General features: G+C 30.6%; 22 protein-coding genes and 2 tRNA genes. 8 read left to right on the top strand and 16 right to left on the bottom strand.

Annotation, left to right across the window (positions count from 1 at the left end; translation table 11 throughout):
- Window positions 1-123: 123 nt before the first annotated feature.
- The 8 genes from LACAL_RS10915 to LACAL_RS10950 form a co-directional block, all read right to left on the bottom strand.
- A complete protein-coding gene (locus LACAL_RS10915) occupies window positions 124-2,652 on the bottom strand; it encodes a PIG-L family deacetylase (RefSeq protein WP_013870799.1) in 2,529 nt (842 codons plus the stop codon).
- A 113-nt stretch (window positions 2,653-2,765) separates the two neighbouring features.
- Window positions 2,766-3,845 (bottom strand): magnesium/cobalt transporter CorA, encoded by a 1,080-nt coding sequence (gene corA / locus LACAL_RS10920; protein WP_013870800.1) that lies wholly within the window; start codon window positions 3,843-3,845, stop codon window positions 2,766-2,768.
- A gap of 10 nt (window positions 3,846-3,855) precedes the next feature.
- The gene (locus tag LACAL_RS10925; RefSeq protein ID WP_148256194.1) at window positions 3,856-4,302 is read right to left on the bottom strand and encodes a mechanosensitive ion channel domain-containing protein; all 447 of its coding nucleotides are present in this window, start codon (window positions 4,300-4,302) and stop codon (window positions 3,856-3,858) included.
- Between the two features lie 92 nt (window positions 4,303-4,394).
- Complete coding sequence (locus tag LACAL_RS10930) at window positions 4,395-5,306, bottom strand: hypothetical protein (protein WP_013870802.1); 912 nt, start codon at window positions 5,304-5,306, stop codon at window positions 4,395-4,397.
- A 31-nt stretch (window positions 5,307-5,337) separates the two neighbouring features.
- Complete coding sequence (locus LACAL_RS10935; protein WP_013870803.1) at window positions 5,338-5,931, bottom strand: Maf family nucleotide pyrophosphatase; 594 nt, start codon at window positions 5,929-5,931, stop codon at window positions 5,338-5,340.
- Window positions 5,932-5,938: 7 nt separating this feature from the next.
- The gene (locus LACAL_RS10940; RefSeq protein ID WP_083817723.1) at window positions 5,939-6,847 is read right to left on the bottom strand and encodes a geranylgeranylglycerol-phosphate geranylgeranyltransferase; all 909 of its coding nucleotides are present in this window, start codon (window positions 6,845-6,847) and stop codon (window positions 5,939-5,941) included.
- A gap of 36 nt (window positions 6,848-6,883) precedes the next feature.
- Window positions 6,884-7,411, bottom strand: coding sequence for an HAD family hydrolase (locus tag LACAL_RS10945; RefSeq protein WP_013870805.1), 528 nt, complete (start codon window positions 7,409-7,411; stop codon window positions 6,884-6,886).
- 12 nt (window positions 7,412-7,423) lie between these two features.
- Window positions 7,424-8,200: a Rossmann-like and DUF2520 domain-containing protein gene (locus LACAL_RS10950; RefSeq protein WP_013870806.1), complete on the bottom strand. Its 777-nt coding sequence runs from the start codon at window positions 8,198-8,200 to the stop codon at window positions 7,424-7,426.
- Between the two features lie 60 nt (window positions 8,201-8,260).
- On the opposite strand from LACAL_RS10950, the gene LACAL_RS10955 reads away from it, so the two are divergent.
- The 3 genes from LACAL_RS10955 (at window position 8,261) to mscL (ending at window position 12,593) form a co-directional block, all read left to right on the top strand.
- Window positions 8,261-8,671, top strand: coding sequence for a group III truncated hemoglobin (locus LACAL_RS10955; RefSeq protein ID WP_013870807.1), 411 nt, complete (start codon window positions 8,261-8,263; stop codon window positions 8,669-8,671).
- Window positions 8,672-8,758: 87 nt separating this feature from the next.
- Window positions 8,759-12,124, top strand: coding sequence for a cytochrome c biogenesis protein CcsA (gene ccsA / locus LACAL_RS10960; protein WP_013870808.1), 3,366 nt, complete (start codon window positions 8,759-8,761; stop codon window positions 12,122-12,124).
- Between the two features lie 16 nt (window positions 12,125-12,140).
- On the top strand, window positions 12,141-12,593 hold the full coding sequence (gene mscL / locus LACAL_RS10965; protein WP_041301485.1) for a large conductance mechanosensitive channel protein MscL: 453 nt from the start codon (window positions 12,141-12,143) through the stop codon (window positions 12,591-12,593).
- 63 nt (window positions 12,594-12,656) lie between these two features.
- Here mscL and LACAL_RS10970 read toward each other — a convergent pair whose 3' ends face one another.
- The gene (locus LACAL_RS10970; protein ID WP_013870810.1) at window positions 12,657-13,028 is read right to left on the bottom strand and encodes a hypothetical protein; all 372 of its coding nucleotides are present in this window, start codon (window positions 13,026-13,028) and stop codon (window positions 12,657-12,659) included.
- Window positions 13,029-13,157: 129 nt separating this feature from the next.
- Between LACAL_RS10970 and LACAL_RS10975 the strand changes: the two genes are divergently transcribed.
- From LACAL_RS10975 to LACAL_RS10990, 4 genes are all read left to right on the top strand, one after another.
- Window positions 13,158-14,306, top strand: coding sequence for a PLP-dependent aspartate aminotransferase family protein (locus LACAL_RS10975; protein ID WP_013870811.1), 1,149 nt, complete (start codon window positions 13,158-13,160; stop codon window positions 14,304-14,306).
- 3 nt (window positions 14,307-14,309) lie between these two features.
- Window positions 14,310-15,203 carry a 23S rRNA (adenine(1618)-N(6))-methyltransferase RlmF gene (gene rlmF / locus LACAL_RS10980; RefSeq protein ID WP_013870812.1) on the top strand — a complete coding sequence of 298 codons (894 nt, stop codon included), beginning with the start codon at window positions 14,310-14,312 and terminating at the stop codon, window positions 15,201-15,203.
- 26 nt (window positions 15,204-15,229) lie between these two features.
- Entirely contained in the window at window positions 15,230-15,946 is a 717-nt protein-coding gene (bshB1, locus tag LACAL_RS10985) for a bacillithiol biosynthesis deacetylase BshB1 (protein WP_013870813.1), read from the top strand.
- Between the two features lie 98 nt (window positions 15,947-16,044).
- Window positions 16,045-16,120: transfer RNA gene (locus LACAL_RS10990), tRNA-His, on the top strand.
- Between the two features lie 132 nt (window positions 16,121-16,252).
- Here the strand turns inward: LACAL_RS10990 and LACAL_RS10995 are convergent.
- The 7 genes from LACAL_RS10995 to LACAL_RS11025 all read right to left on the bottom strand — a co-directional run bounded on the left by LACAL_RS10995 (window position 16,253) and on the right by LACAL_RS11025 (window position 22,149).
- Complete coding sequence (locus LACAL_RS10995) at window positions 16,253-17,809, bottom strand: M28 family metallopeptidase (protein ID WP_013870814.1); 1,557 nt, start codon at window positions 17,807-17,809, stop codon at window positions 16,253-16,255.
- 76 nt (window positions 17,810-17,885) lie between these two features.
- A complete protein-coding gene (locus tag LACAL_RS11000) occupies window positions 17,886-18,908 on the bottom strand; it encodes a M28 family peptidase (protein ID WP_013870815.1) in 1,023 nt (340 codons plus the stop codon).
- 56 nt (window positions 18,909-18,964) lie between these two features.
- The gene (locus tag LACAL_RS11005; RefSeq protein ID WP_013870816.1) at window positions 18,965-19,294 is read right to left on the bottom strand and encodes a hypothetical protein; all 330 of its coding nucleotides are present in this window, start codon (window positions 19,292-19,294) and stop codon (window positions 18,965-18,967) included.
- 6 nt (window positions 19,295-19,300) lie between these two features.
- On the bottom strand, window positions 19,301-20,077 hold the full coding sequence (locus tag LACAL_RS11010; protein WP_013870817.1) for a DUF3108 domain-containing protein: 777 nt from the start codon (window positions 20,075-20,077) through the stop codon (window positions 19,301-19,303).
- Between the two features lie 67 nt (window positions 20,078-20,144).
- Complete coding sequence (locus tag LACAL_RS11015; protein WP_013870818.1) at window positions 20,145-21,479, bottom strand: exonuclease domain-containing protein; 1,335 nt, start codon at window positions 21,477-21,479, stop codon at window positions 20,145-20,147.
- A gap of 99 nt (window positions 21,480-21,578) precedes the next feature.
- Window positions 21,579-21,663 (bottom strand) — tRNA-Ser (locus LACAL_RS11020).
- Between the two features lie 96 nt (window positions 21,664-21,759).
- Window positions 21,760-22,149: an acyl-CoA thioesterase gene (locus tag LACAL_RS11025; RefSeq protein ID WP_013870819.1), complete on the bottom strand. Its 390-nt coding sequence runs from the start codon at window positions 22,147-22,149 to the stop codon at window positions 21,760-21,762.
- A gap of 74 nt (window positions 22,150-22,223) precedes the next feature.
- Between LACAL_RS11025 and LACAL_RS11030 the strand changes: the two genes are divergently transcribed.
- A complete protein-coding gene (locus LACAL_RS11030; protein WP_013870820.1) occupies window positions 22,224-22,853 on the top strand; it encodes an NAD(P)H-dependent oxidoreductase in 630 nt (209 codons plus the stop codon).
- Window positions 22,854-22,857: the final 4 nt, after the last annotated feature.

Here is a 22,857-nt window from a genome sequence, read left to right on the forward strand (position 1 = left end):
AGCTGTATTAGCAACTAATATTAGTGTGTAAAGTTTATTCCACTTGTATTTTGGTTGGTCTTTCATAGTAAAATTGTATTTAAACTTAGTATTGTTAGTTATACTAAATTAAATTTTAGTGTTTTAGTTTTTAATATCTAAGGTATTAGAAATGTCTCCTTTACCAATACTTAACATATTTGCAAATAGGCGATAAGCACCAGAAACACCAGCAGGAAATTCTCTAAAAAAACTTAATCCAGTATAGATATAATGGCCTTTTCCATGTTTTGCTACTAGTAAGCTTCCTTTTTTTGTAGATTCTCCTTTATCACTCATAGCAAGCATAGGTGTAAATTCTTTTGCCCATTTGTTAGGAAAATATAAACCACGCTCTTGAGTCCAACCATTAAAATCTTTAGTAGTGATTTTGTTAGGATAGTTCATTAACTCGTGCTTTGGTTCTAATAATTTAACTTCGGCAAACTCATCGGTTACACGATCGCGAGAAAGAGTTAAACTGTAAGGCGCGATGTTTTTTACTTTTACACGATGGCTTGTATTATACTGCACAATCATGTTACCTCCATTAGCAACAAAATCGAACAAAATATCTTGCTTAAATTTTAATGCTTCAACAGTATTGTAAGCACGAATTCCAACAACTACTGCATCAAAATTACTTAGTTTTTCTGTTGTAATATCTTCTGGTTTTAATGTTATTACATTATAACCAATTTGCTCTAAACTTTCTGGAACAACATCTCCGGCACCTTCAATGTATGCAATGTTTTCACCTTTCTTTTTAATATCTAAACGTACAATTTTACTTTCGCTTGGTAGTAAAACGGTTTGAAATGGGATGTGTTCGTAATCTATTTCAATTAATTCTTTGTTGTAGTCTTTATCGCCAATAGTTACAATTGGAGATAAAATGCCTTCACTTTGATTTTTTGGTGGAATTACAGTAAAAATTACAGTTTGTTCTTGGCCTTTATTTGCAATTTCTATTTTTTGTTGTTTTGGGTAAACATTCCAATCTTTTGGGTAATCCATTTTTATAACACCTTCAACATTATCACGACCTGCGCGAACTATTACAGGAATTTCCTTTTGTTGGTCGTTTTCAAAAATGATTACTTTTTTAGATACTTTTGCAGAGACTTCTGGAATAATTTCAAAAGGTCTGTACAATTCGCCTTTATCTGGTTTAGAATATCTGTACACTACATTTTTTGTAATGGTAAGTGGTTTGTCGTTTATTTTTAAGTTAAAATCTACAGTTAAAGCTCTTGGTGTTTCTGGCTTACCAATTAAGCTTTTGTCTTCTACAGTATACATGCCTAAACTTCCTTTTTGTTCTAACCAATAAGGAGTTGTTGGTTTTGTTTCTTCGGAAATACTAACAGTTTCGTTAAAATTAAATTTTTCGTTAGTATTTAATTTTTGTGCTTTTAAATTTGCTGTTTTGTTTGTTGAAATTAAATATGAAGTTAATTCTATATTTGAAGCACTTCGGTTTAAAACCTCTAAATCAATTTCAATTTGTTCTCCTGGACTAGATGTTGGAGCAGAGGCAGAAGCTTCTAGATATAAACCAGCACAAGCTTCAATTATTGCGTCTATTTCTTTAGTTTTAATTGTTTTCCAATGCTCGTTATCTAAAGTTTGTATTAACTCACGAGCAGACATTAATTCGCTTAAATGTGCTGCAGGATTTTGAAAATTAAACTCTGTCTCAACTTTATTTAATACGCTATAGATAAAGTTTCCGTTTTTAACGCGATTCCAAGTTGTATCTATACCATCAAAAATATTAGACTTATCTTTTGGTAAATCTCCTTTTAATAATTCTACATATTCTGTTTGCGATCCACGTTGTGTTAAACGACCAAATCCTTGGCATAAATGTTTACTACTTGCTAATGCTGCAACTTCGTTGTTTGAAAGACCTTTTGATGGGTAATATACACCAACATCGAAGCTTAATAAGTTTGATTTATCTGCTGCGTCAAATTTTTCTTGACTACCATAAAACCACCACGATGTATTAAAAAATTCTCGTTTTGGTTGCCAAGCACCATACTTTTTAACTTGTTCTGGGTATATGTTTTTATTGTTTGCAAGGTCAAAAGCTTCTACGCTTAACATTGCAGAAGTGGTGTGATGACCGTGTGTGGTTCCAGGACTTCTATGGTCAAAACGATTAATAATAATATCTGGTTTAAATTGGCGTATGGCTAAAATAACATCACTTAAAACTTGTTCTTTATTCCAAATGGCTAAGGTTTCGTCTGGATGTTTAGAGTAACCAAAATCGTTGGCTCTTGTAAAGCGTTGCTCGCCACCATCGGTTTTTCTAGCGGCTAATAATTCTTGTGTTCTAATAACACCTAAAAGTTCTCTTATCTCTGGTCCAATTAAATTTTGGCCACCATCACCACGCGTTAAAGACAAGTATGCTGTTCTGGCTTTTACTTGGTTAGACATGTAAGAAATTAATCTTGTGTTTTCATCATCTGGATGCGCTGCTACATATAAAACAGAGCCTAAAAAGTTAAGTTTTTGTACAGCATCGTGTATTTGAGATGCGTTTAATTTTTCTGGTTGTTGAGCAAAACTATTTATAAAAAAAGCGAATATAAATAGGAGAGAAGCGGTAATTTTATACATTGTTTTTATTGAGTTTACCTCGAAAAATTGACGAGTACCCAAATATAAACAATCACTTTTTTAATAACGGATTTTAGGTTTTCTTTAACTTTTTATTAAAAATTACTGGTGATTTAAAGCCATTTTTTACGTTTAAAATAATACATCATGGCTATAAAAATAACAATCATTACTAACCAAACAATATGGTAGCCGTATTTGTAATCTAGTTCAGGAATGTTTTGAAAATTCATACCGTAAATACCAGCAATAAATGTTAGTGGAATAAATATGGTAGAAATTATGGTTAGTACTTTCATGACCTCGTTCATTCTATTACTTATGGTTGTCATGTACATATCCATAAGTCCCCAAATCATTTCACGATAAATATCTATAGTATCTGACACTTGGATGATGTGATCGTAAACATCACCAAAATAATGTAGTGTTTTATTGTCTATAAGTTTACTTTCGCTTTTATCTACACGATTTATTATTTCGCGAAGAGGAAAAATAGCACGCCTTATTTTTAAAACTTCTCTTTTAAGTTCTTGAATATCTGAGGTTATTTCTTCTTTAGTTAAACCTTCAAATAAATTATCTTCTAAATCTTCAATTTTATTACCCATTGTTTCAATAATGGCATAATAGTGATCTACAATAGAATCTATTAAAGCATACAGTAAATAATCTGGACCTAAACCTCTAATTCGACCTTTAGATTGCCTTATGCGTTCTCTTAAAGCATCGAAAACATCACCTTCTGCTTCTTGTAAAGAGAGTACATAGTTTTCTCCAAGTATTAAACTTACTTGTTCAGAAACTATAGTTTCAGACTCATCATAATACATCATTTTTAATACTATAAAAATGTAGTCTTCAAATTCATCTATTTTTGGTCGTTGTCCTGTATTAACAATATCTTCTAATACTAATGGATGTAAATCGTAATGCTGACCAAGTTTTTCAATTTCATCGATATGGTTTAAGCCATTTAAATTTATCCAAGTCACTGTATTAGACGATTTAAATTTAAAAGCTTCTTCTATATTTACTAATTCCTTTTCGATAATGGAATCTATATTATAATCAAAAGTTTCAATAAAAAGCTTTTGTGTTTCCTTTTTACCTGTATAAACAAGAGCTCCAGGTACTTGGCCAACTTGTTTTTTATAGTTTTGAGTTCTTTTTTTAGATTTACGTCTTGCCATAAATAATTAGTTAATGAAAGTCTCCAAAATCTTCTATGGCATCTTTCTCGACTAAAGTTACTGCTTTTTGAAGAATTAAATTATTTGGATAAGTTACCAAGTCGCCATTATCTAACCTTAAATGAAGCTGAAACGCTCTAATGTCTTCAATTATAGCTTCTATTGGATAGTCTTTGTCATGAATTTTAATTTTGTCGCCCACTTTATATGGGAATGAAAAAAACATGATAATACCTGAAGTTACATTGCTTAATATAGACCAAATAGCGAAAAGACCAATACCAATTACAGCAAAAACGGAAGAAAATATAAGCGAAATATCTCTTGCTTCAAGTCCAAAAATAAAGGCTTCAACCAATATAAAAATTAATAATAGCGTGACAGTAAAGTAGCGTGAAATTAATTTTACACGTGCATCGTTAATTGCACTTTTTTGACCAATTTTTCTTATGGTCATTTTACCTAAAGTTCGAATAACTATAAAAATAGCGAGTACTATTAAGGTGTTAATTAAAGGTGTTTGGTATGTTTCCAATGGATTTTTAAAAATTATTTTAATTGAAGCTTTTTGCGTAAAGTGGTATCCTTATTCGTTTTTTTATTCCAGTAAGCAGATTTAATTGTTTTTAATTTTGTTGCTTTAGTAACTTGATTGTTTATAGTTTCTTGCCAAGAAATTATTTCGAATGGGAAATTTTTATTGAAAGTAATACTTAAATTTCTATTTAAATCTGGAAAATTTAATGAATACTTATTTTCTTTTAGCTTAGCAATTACATTATATGCTTTAATGGGTTTGTGGTTTAAAGTAGTGAACTCTAAAGACGGAATAACTTTAATGTCACCAACGGGTAGGGATTTTGGGTTTATACGAAGTTTAGCCCATAATTCGTTCTCTAAAATGGCTTTATCAATATTGTAAGATTTGTCTCCTGTAGTTTCAAAATAGGAATGCTGTTTGAGTTCAAAGTTATTTCTATTATTTAATTGCACGTATTGTTGGCCACACCATTCTTGTACAGAACTTGAAACTTTTATTGCGTGTTGGTTATTGGGTATAGGATAAAATGTACTTTGCATTATAGAATATGGGTAAACACCGGTAACAAAATTTTTAGTTGCATTAAGTTTTAATACCGAAACATTTGAAGCATTATTTTGGTCTGCTTTTACTTGTTTGTCTTTTAAAAAAGGTTCTGTAACATAAACCAAAACAGCTGTACCTTCGCGTATTTCGCCATATCTGGATTGCGATAATTTAAATGATGTAATCTCGGCTTCTCCACTATACCAGTAATCTTTAAAACTTTGATTTGGTTTAAATGCCTTAGCTTTAGAAGTTGTTTCAGTTTTTATATTTTTTGGAATTTGTACTGTTGTATTTTTTTCATTTTTACAAGAAAAAAAAGTACATAAAAAAAGAAAACTTAATATTAGTTTAAAGGCATTCAAGTTGTTCATTATTAGCTGTTTTAGATGTAAATTTAACTATCTAAAAGTGATCTGCAATATAGTTTAACGTTTCGTAAACTAAATGCGTAGGCATTCCCATTACATTAAAATAGGAACCTTCTATTTTAACCACACCTATTTGTCCTATCCATTCTTGAATACCATATGCTCCAGCTTTATCTAATGGCGCGCAAGTATTTATGTAATGCCATATTTCTTTATTTGTAAAGGCTTTAAAAGTAACTTTTGTTACTGCGTTTACAGTTTTTTGAAACGTTTTTGTTCTAATACAAACCGAAGTAATAACCTCATGTGTGGCATCACTAAGAGATTTAATTATTGCAAAAGCTTCGTCGTTGTCTTTTGGTTTTCCTAAAGCAATATTGTTGTGCCAAACAATGGTATCACTGGTTACTAAAATATCATTATCCTTTAACTCATTTAAATAAGGTAAAGATTTTAATTGTGCTAAATAGTCGCTTATTTCAAAATGAACTAATCTTTTTGGGTAATCTTCTTTTATGGTTTTAAGTCTAACTTCAAAATCTAAACCTAAATCTTTAAAAAATTGATGCCTTCTTGGAGATCCTGAGGCTAATATTATATTATGATTTTTAAGTTTAGCGTTAAGCATAATTTAATTATAAAATAAAGTAGTATAATGCCATTGCAAACATGCCGGTTATCATTACCAATTTAAGCATTAAACTAATATGTTTAAAATCTTTATTATTTTCTGCCATAAATAATTTTATAGCAATATAAATTAAAGGCGCAATAACTAATATTAAAAAGTAGATAATTGCTTCTACATGCATGTAAACAAACGTACCTATATAATAAGCAATTATAAGTATTAAAAGACACGTAAGAGCAAAGGCTATTTTAGCTGTTCTAGTTTTGCCAAATAAAATTGGTAAAGTTTGCATACCAGATTTATGGTCGCCATCTACATCTTGAATATCTTTTACAATTTCTCTAATAAAATTAATTGAAAAGGCAAGTATGGCAAAGTCTGTTAAAACCTCAAACATACTAGATTGTACTACTTGATTGCCTGAGTTAATTGCAGGAATTAGTTCAAAAATCCCAACAATTAATAAACTTAAAGCAACTATTGCAGATACTACAATATTACCAACTACAGCAATTTGCTTTAAGTAAGTAGCATAAATATAAAGTAGACCAGATGTGGCTAGAAAAACAATAAAAAACGGAGGTCTGCCAACAGAGTTTGATAGGTAATAGCCTAGACCAACACCTATAACAGTAAATAAAATATAGAGTTTGTTGGCTGTATCTTCGCTTAAAGTTTTACCTACAATTAATTTATTTGGTTTGTTTACAGCATCAGTCTCTATGTCGTAAATATCGTTAATAACATATCCGCCAGCAGCAATAAAAATAGTAGCAAAAACCAATACAGCAAAGCCAATACCATTTAATGTAATATCTACAGCAAATGCTGGAAATAAAGCATATTTAATTAAGAGTTGCACTACAGCAATCATAATTAAATTTTTATATCTAATAAGGTTTAATATTTTCAATGGTTTAAGTTTTTAAATTTTTTATGTAGTGATTATCTATAAAGAAGCATCAAAAAAACCTTCCCAGTTTTTACGGACTTTTAAAACTTGCTCTATAACATCTCGAACACTACCGTTACCACCTTTTTTATGTGAAATATATTTTGAAACTGCTTTAACTTCTTTTACAGCATCTTGCGGGCAAGTAGCTAAACCAACTAATTGCATAACTGGAATATCTGGTATGTCATCTCCCATATATAAAACATTTTTAGCTTCAACATTTTTTTTAGCTATATAATCTTCAAATTGTTCTATTTTATTGTGTGCGCCTAAATAGACATCTGCTACGCCTAAGTGTTCTAATCTTTTACGAACACCTTCATTCGTTCCGCCAGAAATAATGCAAACATTGTAACCATTATTTAAAGCATGTTTTATTGCATAACCATCTTTAACATTCATGGTGCGAAGCATTTCTCCAGTTGTTGTAATTGTTAATGAACCATCTGTTAATACGCCATCAACATCAAATATAAATGTGTTAATGTCGCTTAAATATTCTTTATAGCTTTTATCAGTCATAATATGCAATTCTTATTTTTTTGGTTTTCTAGAAAACCCATGAGTTTTCTGTATAGATTTTGTTAACAAATCGTAAACTGCAATATGGTGATCGCTGTCTAATTGTTTTAGATGCCTGCGAATGGTTTTTTTATCATTTCGTTTGGCAGGTCCTGTTTGTGCCATAAATGGAGACAAACTTTCAACTTTATTGGCTGTTTCTTTAATTAAAGGTTTTAAAATATCAAATTCTGCACCATTAGCTTCAGTAATTTCATGCGCAATGCGATATAACTGATTTGTAAAATTGTTTACAAATACAGCAGCTAAATGTAAAGCTTGCCTTTGGTCGCTATTTACTTTATGACTTTTACTGCCTATAGCCTTAGCTAACTGTTTTAAAACAGGTAAATCCTTTTTGTTTAAAGCTTCGACACAAATAGGTACTTCACTAAAATCTACATCTGCATCTTTAGAGAATGTTTGTAAAGGATAAAAAACACCGCGTTTTTGTTTCATATCTACAGCATATAAACTTGTGCTTCCAGAAGTATGAACCACCAAACGGTCTGCAAATGGCAAGGCTTTAGATAAATCTTCAATAGCATCATCGCTAACTGCTAAAATATAAATATCGGCTAAAGTTAATTCATTTAAATTATTTGTAATCTCAACATCGTTTTTATACGATTCAATAGCTTTTAAACTACGGTTATACCATTGTTTTACAGTAACTTCATCTGTATTTTTAAAAGCTTTATATAAATGTGACGCTACATTTCCAGCGCCTAATAGTACTACTGTTATCATAGCGCTAAAATAAGTATCTATTTAATGATATAAAAGGTGTTTAAACTATCTTTGTAAACAATGTGCAAAATTGATATTAATTCTCGAGAAGATATTTACTTATTAGTTTCTAGTTTTTATTCTAAAGTTAGAAAAGATAATCTCTTAGGTCCTGTTTTTAATAATATAATAGAAGATTGGGAGTCACATTTAGAACACCTTACAACGTTTTGGGAGTCAAGTTTGTTTATGTCTCGTAAATTAGAAACTAAATACCAAGGAAATCCTTTGCAGGTACATATAGATGTAGATAAAGCTAGTAATAGTAAAATAACCCAAACCCATTTTGGTATATGGCTACAATACTGGCTTCAAACTATAGACGAATTATTTACAGGAGAAATTGCCGAAAACGCTAAACGCCGTGCTCAAAAAATGAGCACATTTATGTACATGAAAATATTTGAAGATCGCACAAAAAAGAACTTATAATTTTAACAGTTTTTAACGGTATTTTCAATAAAGAGAAACAACCAAAAACCCTTATCTTTGCACGAGCTAAATATAGCCTTGATTCTTATGCAAAATAAACTCGCAAAAATTCTCTTCTCTACTCGTTTAACTGCTATTTTATTTGTTGCTTTTGCCCTAGCTATGGGTATTGGTACTTTTATGGACGCAGGACAAGATACATCTCCAACTCCATATTCTCGATATTGGATATATAATACCTTATGGTTTGAAGCTATAATGGCATTTTTTGTAATCAATTTTATTGGAAATATTTTTAGATTTAGATTGCATAAAAAAGAAAAGTGGGCAACTTTAGTATTGCACTTATCATTTATATTTATTCTTTTAGGCGCTTTTGTAACACGATATATTGGTTACGAAGGTAAAATGCCAATTTTTGAAGGCGAAACAGAAAACACTTTTTTATCTGAAAAAACCTATGTTTCGGCACTTGTAAATGGTGATTACAAGATAGGTGATGTGCCACAACGTTTGCGTATAGAAGAAAAAGTAGATTTTTCTGAAAGATTAAATAATTCTTTAAGCATTAATACAACTTATGGTAACACACCAATAGAAATTACTTTAGATAAATTTATTGAAAATGCCGAAGAAGATATTATTCCTAACGAAACAGGAGAAGAATATCTAAAATTAGTTGAAGCTGGAGAAGGTACACCACACAATCACTTTTTAAAAGCTGGAGAAGATCAATTAGTACACAACGTAATTTTTACATTAAACAACCCTAAAAAAGGAGCGATTAATATTTATAACGATGAAAGAGGTTTGCGAATAGAATCTCCTTTCGAAGGTGAGTACCTTCAAATGGCAACCATGAATGAAGGTAAACTTATAAAAGATAGCATACAACCACTAATGTTACGTTCTCGTTATGTTATTGGTAACATGCAAATGGTGTTTCCAAAGCCAGTAATAAAAGGAGAGTTTGATGTAGTTAAAAAATCTAAACTTCTTAAAAGCGATGAAGATGGAGTGGTTTTAAATGTAACCGCAAACGGAGAAACTAAAAAAGTAAACCTTTTAGGTGGAGTAGGCACTAATAACCAATGGAAAAAAGTAAATGTTGGCGGTCTAGATTTCGATTTAAAATTTGGATCTAAAGTATTAGAACTTCCCTTTAAAGTAAAACTAAATGACTTTGTAGCAGATAAATATCCAGGAACAGAAAATAGCTATTCTGCCTTCTCTAGTCAGGTTACTATTTTAGATGAAGAAAAAGGTGATTTTGATTATAAAATTTATATGAACCACGTACTAGATCATCGTGGATATCGTTTTTTTCAATCTGGTTTCGATAATAACGAACAACGTACCATACTATCTGTAAATCATGACCGTTGGGGAACCTGGTTAACCTATTTGGGTTACATGTTATTATATTTTGGCTTAATGGCTATTTTATTTGATAAAAACACACGTTTTGCCGATTTAAAAAAAATGTTAGAAAAGGTAAAAGCCAAAAAAAGTAAGTTTACAACAATACTCGTATTATGTTTTGCATTGTCAGGATTTGCACAAGATCAAGAGCATAACGAACATGATGGGCACGACCATAGCGCTCATAGTATTACGACAGAGCAAACTATAGAGCAGCAAGTAGAAACTACTAATATAAAAGAAGAACCAGCCCAAAGCATCTCTTTTGCAGAAAGTAAAGCACAAGTAGATTCTATTTTAAAAGCAAATGTTGTTAATAAAGCTGAAGCTGAAAATTTTGGAAAACTAGTAATACAGGATATAGGCGGTAGAATGATGCCTGTAAATACTTATGCTTCAGAATTTTTAAGAAAATTAAGCAAAAGTGATACTTACGAAGGCTTTTCTGCAGATCAAGTATTTTTATCAATACAAGAAAGTCCTTTATTATGGTATAACGTACCAATTATCTATTTAAAACCTAAAAAGGGAGATTCTATTAGAAAAATAATAGGTTTAGATAAATCTGAAAATTATGCAACATTAGCACACTTTTTTACAAACCGTGGAGATTACAAACTATCTCCATATTTAGAAGAAGCTTATAGAGCGCAAATACCTAGCGGATTTCAAAAAGAATTTAAAGAAACAGACTCTAGAGTAAATTTATTATATAATACAATAGATGGTAAGTCTTTAAGAATTTTTCCTGTTCCAAATGATGAAAATAACAAATGGATATCTCAACCAGAATATAGAAAAGAAGGTTATAGAGAACAAATAAAAGATTCTACTTACCGTGGTTTTATAGATAATAGTTTTGGCTTGTATTTGTATAGACTAAATCAGGCAAAGCAAACAGGAGATTATACCGAAACAAACAAATTATTAGAGGCTTTCAAGAAAAATCAAAGAAAGTTAGGAGCAGAAGTTATGCTTAGTGATGAGAAAATTAATACAGAAATTCTTTATAATAAGTATGACATTTTTAAAAAACTTTTTAGTTGGTATATGTACGCTGGCTCATTACTATTTGTAATATTAATAGTCCAAATTTTTAAAGATAAAAGCAAAGCCCTAACAATAGCTGTAAAAGTTTTAATTTGGATTATTGTAGGTTTATTTTTGTTACACACCTTAGGTCTTATAGCACGTTGGTATATTTCTGGTCATGCACCGTGGAGTGATGCTTACGAGTCTATGATTTATGTAGCTTGGGCTACAATGCTTTTTGGTTTAATTACAGGTATTAGTAAGAAAAAAGAACCAAAAACAGCAGTTAAAGAGAATAAGACATCAGGAATATTAAAGTTAATTTCTGGAAAACGAGAAACTAGTGATTTAACAATAGCAGCAGGTGCTTTTGTAACATCTATGATTTTAATGATTGCGCACTGGAACTGGATGGATCCTGCAATTGCAAACTTACAACCTGTTTTAGATAGCTATTGGTTAATGATTCATGTTGCTGTAATTGTAGCTAGTTATGGTCCATTTACATTAGGAATGATTTTAGGTGTTGTAGTCATGCTTTTAATGATTTTAACAAATGCCAAGAATAAAGATAAAATGCTACTAAGTATAAAAGAACTTACTATAATTAACGAAATGGCTTTAACCGTAGGTTTAGTAATGCTTACTATTGGAAACTTTTTAGGAGGTATGTGGGCAAACGAAAGTTGGGGACGTTATTGGGGTTGGGACCCTAAAGAAACTTGGGCGTTAATTAGTATAATGATTTATGCCTTTGTTATTCACATGAGACTAGTACCAGGATTACGTGGTCGATGGTTTTTTAACCTAATGTCTATTGTAGCGTTTGCAAGTATAATGATGACGTATTTTGGAGTAAACTTCTATCTAGCAGGTTTACACTCTTATGCTAGTGGAGACCAAATAATAAGTGTTAAATTTATAGCCATTGCTGTTGGTATTGTAGCTGCATTAGGATTTTTTGCTTATTTAAAGTATAATAAGTATTACAAAAAATAGACTTAAATATTACATGATGGGTTTTTTTAAAGAGTTTAAAGAGTTTGCCGTAAAAGGTAATATGATGGATATGGCCATTGGTATTATAATTGGAGCATCTTTTAATAAAGTAATAGATGTTTTAGTAAAAAAAGTACTAATGCCACCATTATCTCTAATGAGTGATGGTATAAATCTTGAAGATAAAAAAATCATTCTTAGAGAATCTAATATAGACACATCTGGTACTGTTTTGGCAGAAGAAGTCGCTATACAATATGGTGCTTTATTAGAAGCATTTATAGATTTTTTAGTAATAGGTATAACAGTGTTTCTTGTGGTAAAAGCTATGAACCGTTTGAGAGATAAATCCCATGACACAAAAAATAAAACAGTTAAAACGCCTAAAGATATAGAGTTACTTACAAACTTAAACGAGTTAATGCAAGAGCAAAATAAGCTTTTAAAAACAAAAACTAATTCTAAGTAAAATAAAAAAAGCAACAAATAGTGGATTTTGCTGCTTTTATTATAATCAACTATAAGTAATATTTTATAGCTTGATTAAAGTTTTATTTAAATTTAAATCGTTTAACATATCATTGGTAAATTTGTAATGTCCACGTTTAGTAATAATTCTAAAACGGTTATCATTCATTCTACTTAGCACATCAAGAAAACGCCATTTTGTTTTTAGTAAACGTTGTTTTTCGCTTTTTAAACCAATTTCAAAATAATATTTTTTACTACGTCTAGTTGCTGTAATATCGGGTGTTATTTTAATATCACCTTCTTGCTTAACGTAAGATTTTGGAGACTCAAAACCTTCTACATCTGCTTTAATATTTTCAAAACCTAACTTTTCGAGGTATTGAACAGATTCTTTTATAAATGCTTCGTTTTCTTTCTTGTCAGTGTGTATCATAGTAGTTCTAAATTACAATAAATCAATATTTCTTGGTGTTAATAGCATGTTAAACCAATATATTTTTAACTTATTTTAAGAAAAATTCTGTCGTATATTTGTTCAAATACAATTTAAATATTTTAAAGAATGAGTAAAACTAAATTAGGTTTAAACACTATATGTGCTCACGTTGGCGAGATTAAAGATGAGCAGTTTAAAGGCGCGGTATCACCAATATATTTATCTTCTTCTTACGAGTATTTAGATGTCGATATTAAACGTTACCCACGCTATTTTAATACACCTAATCAAGAATATTTAGCAAAAAAAATCGCAGCTCTTGAACATAAAGAAACAGCAATGATTTTTGGTTCTGGTATGGCAGCAATAAGCCACATGTTTTTAGCATTTTTAAAAGCAGGAGATCATATTGTAGTACAAAATACCATATATGGAGGCACAACAAATTTTATAAGAGAAGAGTTTCCAAAACTTGATATAGAATTTACATTTACAAATGGGTATAGTAAAGCAGATTTTGAGGCTGCAATACAACCTAATACAAAACTTATACATATAGAAACGCCATCTAATCCTTTACTAACAGTAACAGATATTAAAGCAGTAGCTAAATTAGCAAAACGTAAAAAAATAATAACAAGTATAGATAATACTTTTGCAAGTTCTGTAAACCAAACTCCAGCAGATTTTGGTATAGATTTAATTATGCACTCTGCTACAAAATATTATGGTGGACATAGTGATATTTGTGCAGGAGCTGTTGCTGGTTCTAAGGAGCATATGGATAAAATCTGGAACGTTTCTAAAAACTTAGGAGGCAGTTTAAGCGACTTTACTATTTGGATGTTAGAGCGTAGTATGAAAACGCTAGGTTTACGTGTTAAAGCACAAACAAAAAATGCTTTAAAAATGGCAAAATGGCTGCAAAAACAAGATTTTGTAAAACACGTTTATTATCCAGGTTTAAAAAGCCATCCAGAATATGAATTAGCAAAAATGCAAATGAAAGGTTTTGGAGCTATGCTATCCTTTGAATTACAAGATGAATTAGATGCAGTGATATTTCAAAAAAAATTAAAACTAATTAAAGCATCCATGAGTTTAGCAGGTGTAGAAAGCACAGTTTTAAACCCAGCACAAACATCACACTCATTATTAACTCAAGCCCAACGCGATGCTTTAGGAATAAGCGATGGACTAATACGTTTCTCGGTAGGCATTGAAGCTGTAAAAGATTTAAAACAAGACATTAAGCAAGCCATTAAATCTCTATAAGCTTTGCATAAAAATAATAAACACAACGCACAGTACGATTTAGAAAAACTTGTAAAAGTACTTCCTGAATTACAACCACATATTTTTGTAAATAAACACGGCAATAGCACTATAGATTTTGCTAACCTAGAGAGTGTAAAATTGTTAAATACGAGCCTTTTAAAGGCATATTATAATATAGACTATTGGCAATTTCCAGAAGGTAATTTATGTCCGCCAATACCAGGAAGAGTAGACTATATTCATTATTTAAACGATTTAATAAAAACACTAAATATAACAGGTGCACCAAAAATTTTAGATGTGGGCACAGGTGCCAATTGCATTTATCCGTTACTTGGTAATGCCGAGTATAATTGGCGTTTTTTAGCTTCAGATTGTAATGAGAAAGCAATCGCTTCCGCAGAAAACATAATTGCTAAAAATAATTTAAAAGAAGAAATTAAATTAATTTTACAAGAGGATGAAAATTTAATTTTTAAAGGCATTTTAAAACCTGAAGATACATTTGAAGCCACGTTGTGTAATCCTCCTTTTTATAAAAATGAAGCTGAAGCAATAGCGGCAACAACTAGAAAATTAAAAGGCTTAGGGAAAAGTACAGATACCGTAACAAGAAATTTTGCAGGACAAGCTAATGAGCTTTGGTATAAAGGAGGAGAAAAAGCTTTTTTACATAATTATTTATACGAAAGTTCTCTGTTTAAAACACAGTGTTTTTGGTACACCATTTTAGTGTCTAATAAAGATCATGTTAAAACAATGAAAACATCTTTAACAAAATTAGGAGCAACCACTATAAAAGTAATAAATATGAGTCTAGGTAATAAGCAAAGTAGAGTAGTAGCCTGGACTTTTTTAAATAATAAAGAACAAGAACTATGGCAAAGTAAATAGCCAATGTTTTAAAATGTAATAACAATATGAAATTAGATATATTAGCTTTTGGTGCACATCCAGACGATGTAGAATTAGGAGCTGGAGGAACACTTTGTAAAGCAATTGCCCAAGGTAAAAAAGTAGGTGTTGTAGATTTAACACGTGGCGAATTAGGAACTCGTGGTACGGCAGAAACAAGAGATCAAGAAGCAGCAGATGCTGCTAAAATTATGGGAGTTGCAGTTAGAGAGAATCTTAATTTTGCTGATGGTTTTTTTATAAATGATAAAACACACCAACTAGAAATTATAAAAATGATACGAAAGTATCAACCAGAAATAGTACTGTGTAATGCTATAGATGATAGACATATAGATCATGGTAAAGGCAGTAGGCTAGTAAGTGATGCTTGTTTTTTAAGTGGACTAATTAAAATAGAAACATTTATTAATGATGAGTTACAGGAAAAATGGAGACCTAAGTTAGTTTACCATTATATACAGTGGAAAAATATAGAGCCAGATTTTGTTGTTGATATTTCTAACTTTATAGAACAAAAGCAAGAAGCTGTAAATGCTTATGGTACACAGTTTTTTAATAGCAAAAGTAATGAGCCAGAAACGCCAATTACAAGCAAATCTTTTATAGATAGTGTAAATTATAGAGCCAGAGATTTAGGCAGATTGGTAGGAGTAGAGTATGCAGAAGGTTTTACGGTTGAGCGTTACGTAACTGTTGATAGTCTATTTGATTTAAAGTAAGGGAGTTAAAAAAAATATTTTAAAATGTTTGAAAAAGTTTTTGTAGTAAAAAGGATTTCAATTACATTTGCACACGCATTGTAAAAATGCACACAAATGGTGGTTGTAGCTCAGCTGGTTAGAGCGTCGGTTTGTGGTACCGAAAGTCGCCGGTTCGAACCCGGTCTTCCACCCAAAAGCAAAAAGCCTTCAATTTATTGAAGGCTTTTTTCTTTTTTTTGCGTTAGCGATAGAACGTTTTGTTTGAGCTCCTCGCAGAGAGCGAGTAGTGATAGCGCGACCTTTAGGTAACGCCCAAATACTGTTTTACTCGGTTGCTTTGTCTACAATTATTCTATTTTCTCTATTGGCTAATTCCCATGCTGTATAGAATACTAAGCGTGTACGGTTTTCTAATAAATCGAATTCTATTTTTTCTACTGTGTCACTTGGTTTGTGATAATCTGCATGTGTACCATTAAAATAGAATATTACTGGTATGTTGTTTTTTGCAAAGTTGTAATGGTCGCTTCTATAATAAAAACGGTTTGGGTCGTTTTCGTCGTTGTATTTGTAGTCTAGGTCAATATTCATGTACTTGGTGTTTACAGCTTCTGAGATTTCGTGTAATTCTGTACTTAACTTATCACTACCAATTAGGTAAACATAATTTCTGTTTTTCTTTTCACGGTTTGGATCTGTACGTCCAATCATGTCTATATTTAAATCTGCAACTGTGTTTGCTAATGGAAATATTGGGTCGTTGTCTGTATAGTGTCTTGAGCCTAATAGGCCTTTTTCTTCTCCTGTTACGTTTAAAAATACTATTGAGCGCTTTGGGCCATTACCATCTTTTTTGGCTTTAGCGAAGGCTTCTGCTATTTCTAATACGGCTACTGTTCCAGATCCATCATCATCTGCACCGTTATATATTTTACCATCTTTTATTCCTTCGTGGTCTAAGTGTGCAGAGATTATTATGTACTCGTCTGGTTTTTGGGTTCCTTTTATTACTGCTGCTACATTTTCTGATGAGACTTCTTGTGATTTGTTTGTAAAATCTAAGCTCATATTTGTTGCTACTGCTTGTGTTGTAGTGTTTTTGCTTATGTCTGGAACTAGACTTGTTGCTAGGTTTTCGTTTATCATAAAATAATAAAACGAATCGTTGTTTTGGGCTAATGATAGTCTACCAGATGATGCTCCATATCTAAAAGCAATCATTTTATAAACATCTGGATAGTAAAAGAATACTGCTGCTGCACCACGTTTTTGTGCTGCGTCTTTTTTTGCTGCAAATTGTTGCCTGAAGTTAGACCATTTAGATTCTTCGTTTGTTCCTGAGATTACAAAAGTTCCGTCTTCGTTTTTTGGTTCACCGTTTTTTATTAAAACTATTTTACCAGTTAAATCTTCCATGTTTGTATAGCTAGAGTAGTTCTCATCGTCTATACCGTAACCTGCATAAATAATTTCGGATGTGTTTATTTTATTTGTATCTCCATTACCTACAGATACTATGTCGTCTACTTGTTTAAAAGTTTTACCATTTACTGTTACCGTAATATCTGGCGCACTCATTAATTTTAATGGTACGTTTTGAAAATAATCTCCATCTTGTTTTGCTGCTGGAACACCGTATTTAATATAGTGATTTTTTAAAAATTCTACTGCTAATTTTTGTCCTGGTTGTCCTGTTTCACGACCTTGAAACTCATCTGACGCATATTTGTAAAGCGCTGTTTTTAAATCTTGAGCTGTAATTGTGTTTGCGTAGGTTGTTGGGTTAGCTTCAACTTTTTTGTTTACAGTTTTAGTGTTATTGGTTGTTCCGCATGCTATAAGAAGTGTTGCAATTGAAAACAGAGAAATTACTTTTTTCATATAATTTAAACATTATTATTAAAGGTCTAAAATACGAGAAAAAAATAGAAAAAACGTGTCTTGTTTTTTTTTAGCTTTAAAGTGCTGTATTGTGTAATAGCATTTTATCTCTATTTGCTAGTTGCCACGCTGTAGCAAAAATTAATTTTGAACGTTTTGCTAATAAGGGATAGTTTATTTTTTCTGGTGTATCTGTAGGTTTATGGTAATCGTCATGAGTACCATTAAAATAGAATATTACTGGTATGTTGTGCTTTGCAAAATTATAATGATCGCTTCTAAAATAGTATCTGTTTCTATCGTTTTCTGCATTATATTTATAATCTAACTCTAGGTTAGTAAATGCATTATTTGTTTTTTCGTTAATAAAGTTAAGCTCTTTACTAATGCGGTCTGCACCTATAACATATATATAATTAGGGTTGTTGTTATGATGTTTATCTACACGGCCAATCATATCTATATTTAAATTAGCGATGGTTTTGCTTAGTTCGAATTTGGGATTTTGGGTATAATATAGTGAGCCTTGTAGTCCAATTTCTTCGGCTGTTAAATGTAAAAAGAGTATACTTCTTTTTGGTCTATAGCCATCGTTTTCTGCCATTTTAAAGGCTTGTGCTATTTCTAGTATTGCCATTGAGCCAGAGCCATTGTCATCTGCTCCAAAATATATTTCTTCATTTTCTATGCCTAAATGGTCTAAGTGTCCAGAAACTATTATTACTTCGTCTGGTTTTTCCTCACCTTTTATAAATGCAATAACATTTTCGGAATCTGTTGTTATTTTTTCTGGCAAAAAATTTGCAGGAACGGTTTGAAAACTTACGTCTATATTATTTTGGATATAAAAATCTTTTAAAAAATGCGATGCTTTTTTTTGTCCAGGTGTACTTATACCACGACCTTGAAATGCTTTAGAAGAAAACTTATAAAGATTTTGCTCTAATTCTTTTTCGGTTATTGTTTTTGAATACTTAACAATTAGTGTACTATCTGTAACTATAACGCTATTGTTTAGGTTTTCAATTTTTGTAGAATATTTAGTTTCTGCACAAGAACCAACAACGGCTAGTATACTGAGAATAAAAAAGGATTTCATTTATAATAAATTGAGGTTCAAATATATATAAATTGTTTTAAAATGAAGCTATTTTCCTACTCAGAAATATCGATATCTTCTAATTCCTCAATTGACTCTTCTAAAGAGTTGTCTTCTCTTTGTTCTAATTGTTGTGTATCACCTACTTCTGTAACTGTATAAATTGATTTGTAAGTTGCTAATGCAAGTGAAATTATTGTTAGTAAAAATATAAGTTGTATTGTAGATTTTTTATGGATTCCGGTTTTAGATTTAAAAAACGCTATAAGTCCAAAAACAAATGCTAATACAGCAGGTAAAAAAGCAAAATTTGAGAATGGTAATGCTGCTAAAACTACTGCAATTATTGAAAATATTAAACCTAAATATATTGCTGTTTTTCTCATAAATTATTAATTTTTTAAGCCAGTTGCACTTTTAATTTTTAACTCACCACTACCTACGGCAACTTTAAATTTGGCATATACTGGTATTTTGTTTTCGTCTGCAGTTAACCATAATAGGTTTCCGTTTCCTTTTAATACGTCGCTATTTAAAAGACTAATTTTAAGTTTAAAACATTCTTTTTTACCTAAGGCTGTGTTTATTGTTTCTTTTCCTAATAATGTGAATCTAAATTTTTTTTCTTCATTATCAAAAAGCACTGTAAATGTATCACTGTCTCCAATTGAAGCTTTTTTAATGTCTAAACTTCGTAAGTGGTAAATTGTTGTTACAATATCTTTTGTGTTTCCAGAAATGCCATAGTTTTTATTGACTTCCCAAATTGTTCCATCTCCACGTCTTTTTTTCATTTGACTTTTTACACTTCTAGATTTTGGACTGAAATTATATTTCATGAACTTGTAGTGCCCACCTTCATCTATTTCTCTTTTGTATAAATATGGTGTAAGTGTTTTAGGGTTTACATAACTTTCGTAAAGGTCTCTAATTTTAAAAAAACCATCCCATTTTGAATATGTTGTAGCTTTGCATTTTAAGCGAAGTAGCGTAGCTTTACTAGTCTTTACATTGCTGGTTTCCATGGTGACTTGTGCAAAATCCGTCATTAAACCAGACATATTATAGCCTGCTGTGAAGGTTAGTTTTTCTCCAGCTTGAAATGCGTTGTTTTGTGCATTTGTTAATAATGAAAAGCTAATTGCTAAAAATAAAAAAAGGTGTTTCATAAACAATATTTTAGTTCAAATATAAATAATGTTAACACTAATTATGCCGAAGTATTGTGTTTATATTTTATTTTAATAACTTTTTTCTTAGTATACTTTGTATATCGCTATTGTCTTTTTGTTTAATTAAGAAATGCTCTAATTGGCTTTCATGTGTAATTTGTTCGCTTTTGTCTACGAATCCATAGCCTAGATAATTTCCGTTTTTAACCATTACAAAAGCTTCTTCATTTTCTTGTCTACCTTTTTCTTTTAATATGGCATCTTTACTATTATTTACAATATCTATAATTGCGTTTGTAACGCGCTCATTATAAATGTTTACGGTTTCTTCTCCTTTACAAATACCATTACAATTTTTAATTAAATAATGAGAACAAGTAGAAACGTTTTCTTGCAAATGGCAAAATTTTGGGCATAGATTAAATTCATCACAAATTTGTTCTAAATATAGCCTAGCTTCTCTTAAACTATAAAAGGTAATTATTGGTTTTGGAGTTGCTTTACTATTATTAATAGCTATATGCATAATGTCATTTCTATCTTGATAACTAAATAACGAAAAGCCTTTTGGTGACTTTTTAGCAACTTTATTATATTGTGGGTAGTGGTGTTTTATTGCAGCATCTTCCATTAGCAAAGCAATAAATTCACTTCCTGATAGCTCGAAATCTATATGTGCAGTCTCTCTAACCATATCTAGAGATTTTTGTGCTTTACTATAAAAATGACTTAATACTCTTTTTTTTATATCTTTTGCTTTACCAACATAGACTACTTTCCCTTTTTTATTTTTAAAAAAATAAATACCTGTACTATTTGGTAAATTGTTAAAAACTTCACTTGGTAAGTTAGGCGGTAAGGTTGCTTGTTTACTATTTTTATTTAAAAATTTTAAAAATATTTCTTTTGCGTTTTCTTGTGCTTGAAGTTTTTTAAATAGTATAACTGTTGCTTCTGCGTCACCACGAGCTCTATGTCTACCATTAATACAAATATTTAAGTCTTTGCAAAGTTTACCTAAACTATAGCTGCGGTGTCCAGGAAGGAGTTTACGGCTAAGCCTTACGGTGCATAATTTTTTTCTAGTAAAATCTATTTCTAATCTTTTAAATTCTTTTCTAATTACATTGTAATCAAAATTAACATTATGAGCTACAAAAATACAGTCTTTGGTAATCTCTAATACTTTGTTTGCTATTTCACTAAATTCAGGCGCATTTGCAACTGTATTATTATCAATACCAGTTAGTGCAGTAATATGTTCAGGAATGTAACAGTTAGGGTTTACTAGAGATGTAAACTCATCAATTATTTTATTTTCGTGGTATTTAAAAATTGAGATTTCTGTAATGCGGTTAGTACGTCCAGAAGTTTCAACATCTATTATAGTGTAGAACAAATTAATTTTTTTTAGAGGTATAAAGATAGTCAATTGTCTACTTTTAAAATAGATGTAATAAAAAACCCTTGAAAATCATAATGATTAACAAGGGTTTTGCGGAGAAAGAGGGATTCGAACCCCCGGAGGTGTGACCCTCAACAGTTTTCAAGACTGCCGCATTCGACCACTCTGCCATTTCTCCTTGAGTGCCTCATAAAGCTATTTGCCTTAATGCGGCTGCAAATATAGTGTCCTTTTTCTTTCTTTTCAAATAATTTTCGAGATTTTTTTTAAAAAATTAATTTAAAATTGGAATAGGTTTCATTTGTGCGTTGACTGCCACGAACTTAAAGTATCCTGTGACAGTTAATTCTCTTTCGTAATTATACATGTTTTCCATAAAAATATCTACTTTTACTGTACAACTTGTATTTCCTACCTTGTGAATTCTTGCAACTAATTCTACAATTGTACCTTCTGGAATAGGTTTTTCAAAATCTATTTTATCTGTAGATATAGTTACTACTTTTTTTCTACTAAACCGTGTTGCACAAATAAAAGATGCTTCATCCATCATTAATAAAGCAGTGCCTCCAAATAAAGTATTGTAATGATTTGTTGTATTAGGAAAAATAGCTTTAAAAATTCTAGTTTCAGATTTATTAATTAACTCTGTAATTGTTTTCATTTACTTATTTTATGGAAAAAATTTATAGTTTATAACGAATGTAATTCTATTTTTGTAAAAAGTATAATAATTATATGAATGTTATTGATGCATTAAAATGGCGTTATGCTACTAAAGCTTTTGATTCCTCTAAGACTTTGTCTAAAGAAAAATTAGAAATTATTTTAGAAGCTTTTAATTTAACTGCTACTTCTTATGGATTACAACCTATAAAATTAATTGTAATAGAAGATAAAGTTTTACAAAAACAATTGGTTGAATTATCAATGAACCAAGAACAAGTTTCTCAAGCATCTCATGTTTTAGTTTTTTGCATAGATACTTTAATCGATAAAAAATATATTGAAAGTTATTTTAATCTTGTTAAAAAAATAAGAAATACTCCTGATGCAATTTTAGATCCTTTTAAACACTTTTTAATTGAAGATTTTGAAAAGAAAGAGGAGCAGGAAATTATTAATTGGGCTGTAAAGCAAGCTTATTTAGCGATGGGAAACTTATTAACTGTATGTGCGTTAGAAGGTATCGATGCTTGCCCAATGGAAGGATTTACAAATAAAGATTACGATGAAATTTTGAATTTGGGATCTAAAAATCTAAAATCTGTTTTAGTTATGCCAATAGGTTATAGAGCAGAAAATGATTATATGTCGAAACTTAAAAAAGTGCGTAAAGGACTTACAGATAGTGTTATAAAACTTTAATTTA

The organism is Lacinutrix sp. 5H-3-7-4, from assembly GCF_000211855.2.
Lineage (GTDB): Bacteria > Bacteroidota > Bacteroidia > Flavobacteriales > Flavobacteriaceae > Lacinutrix.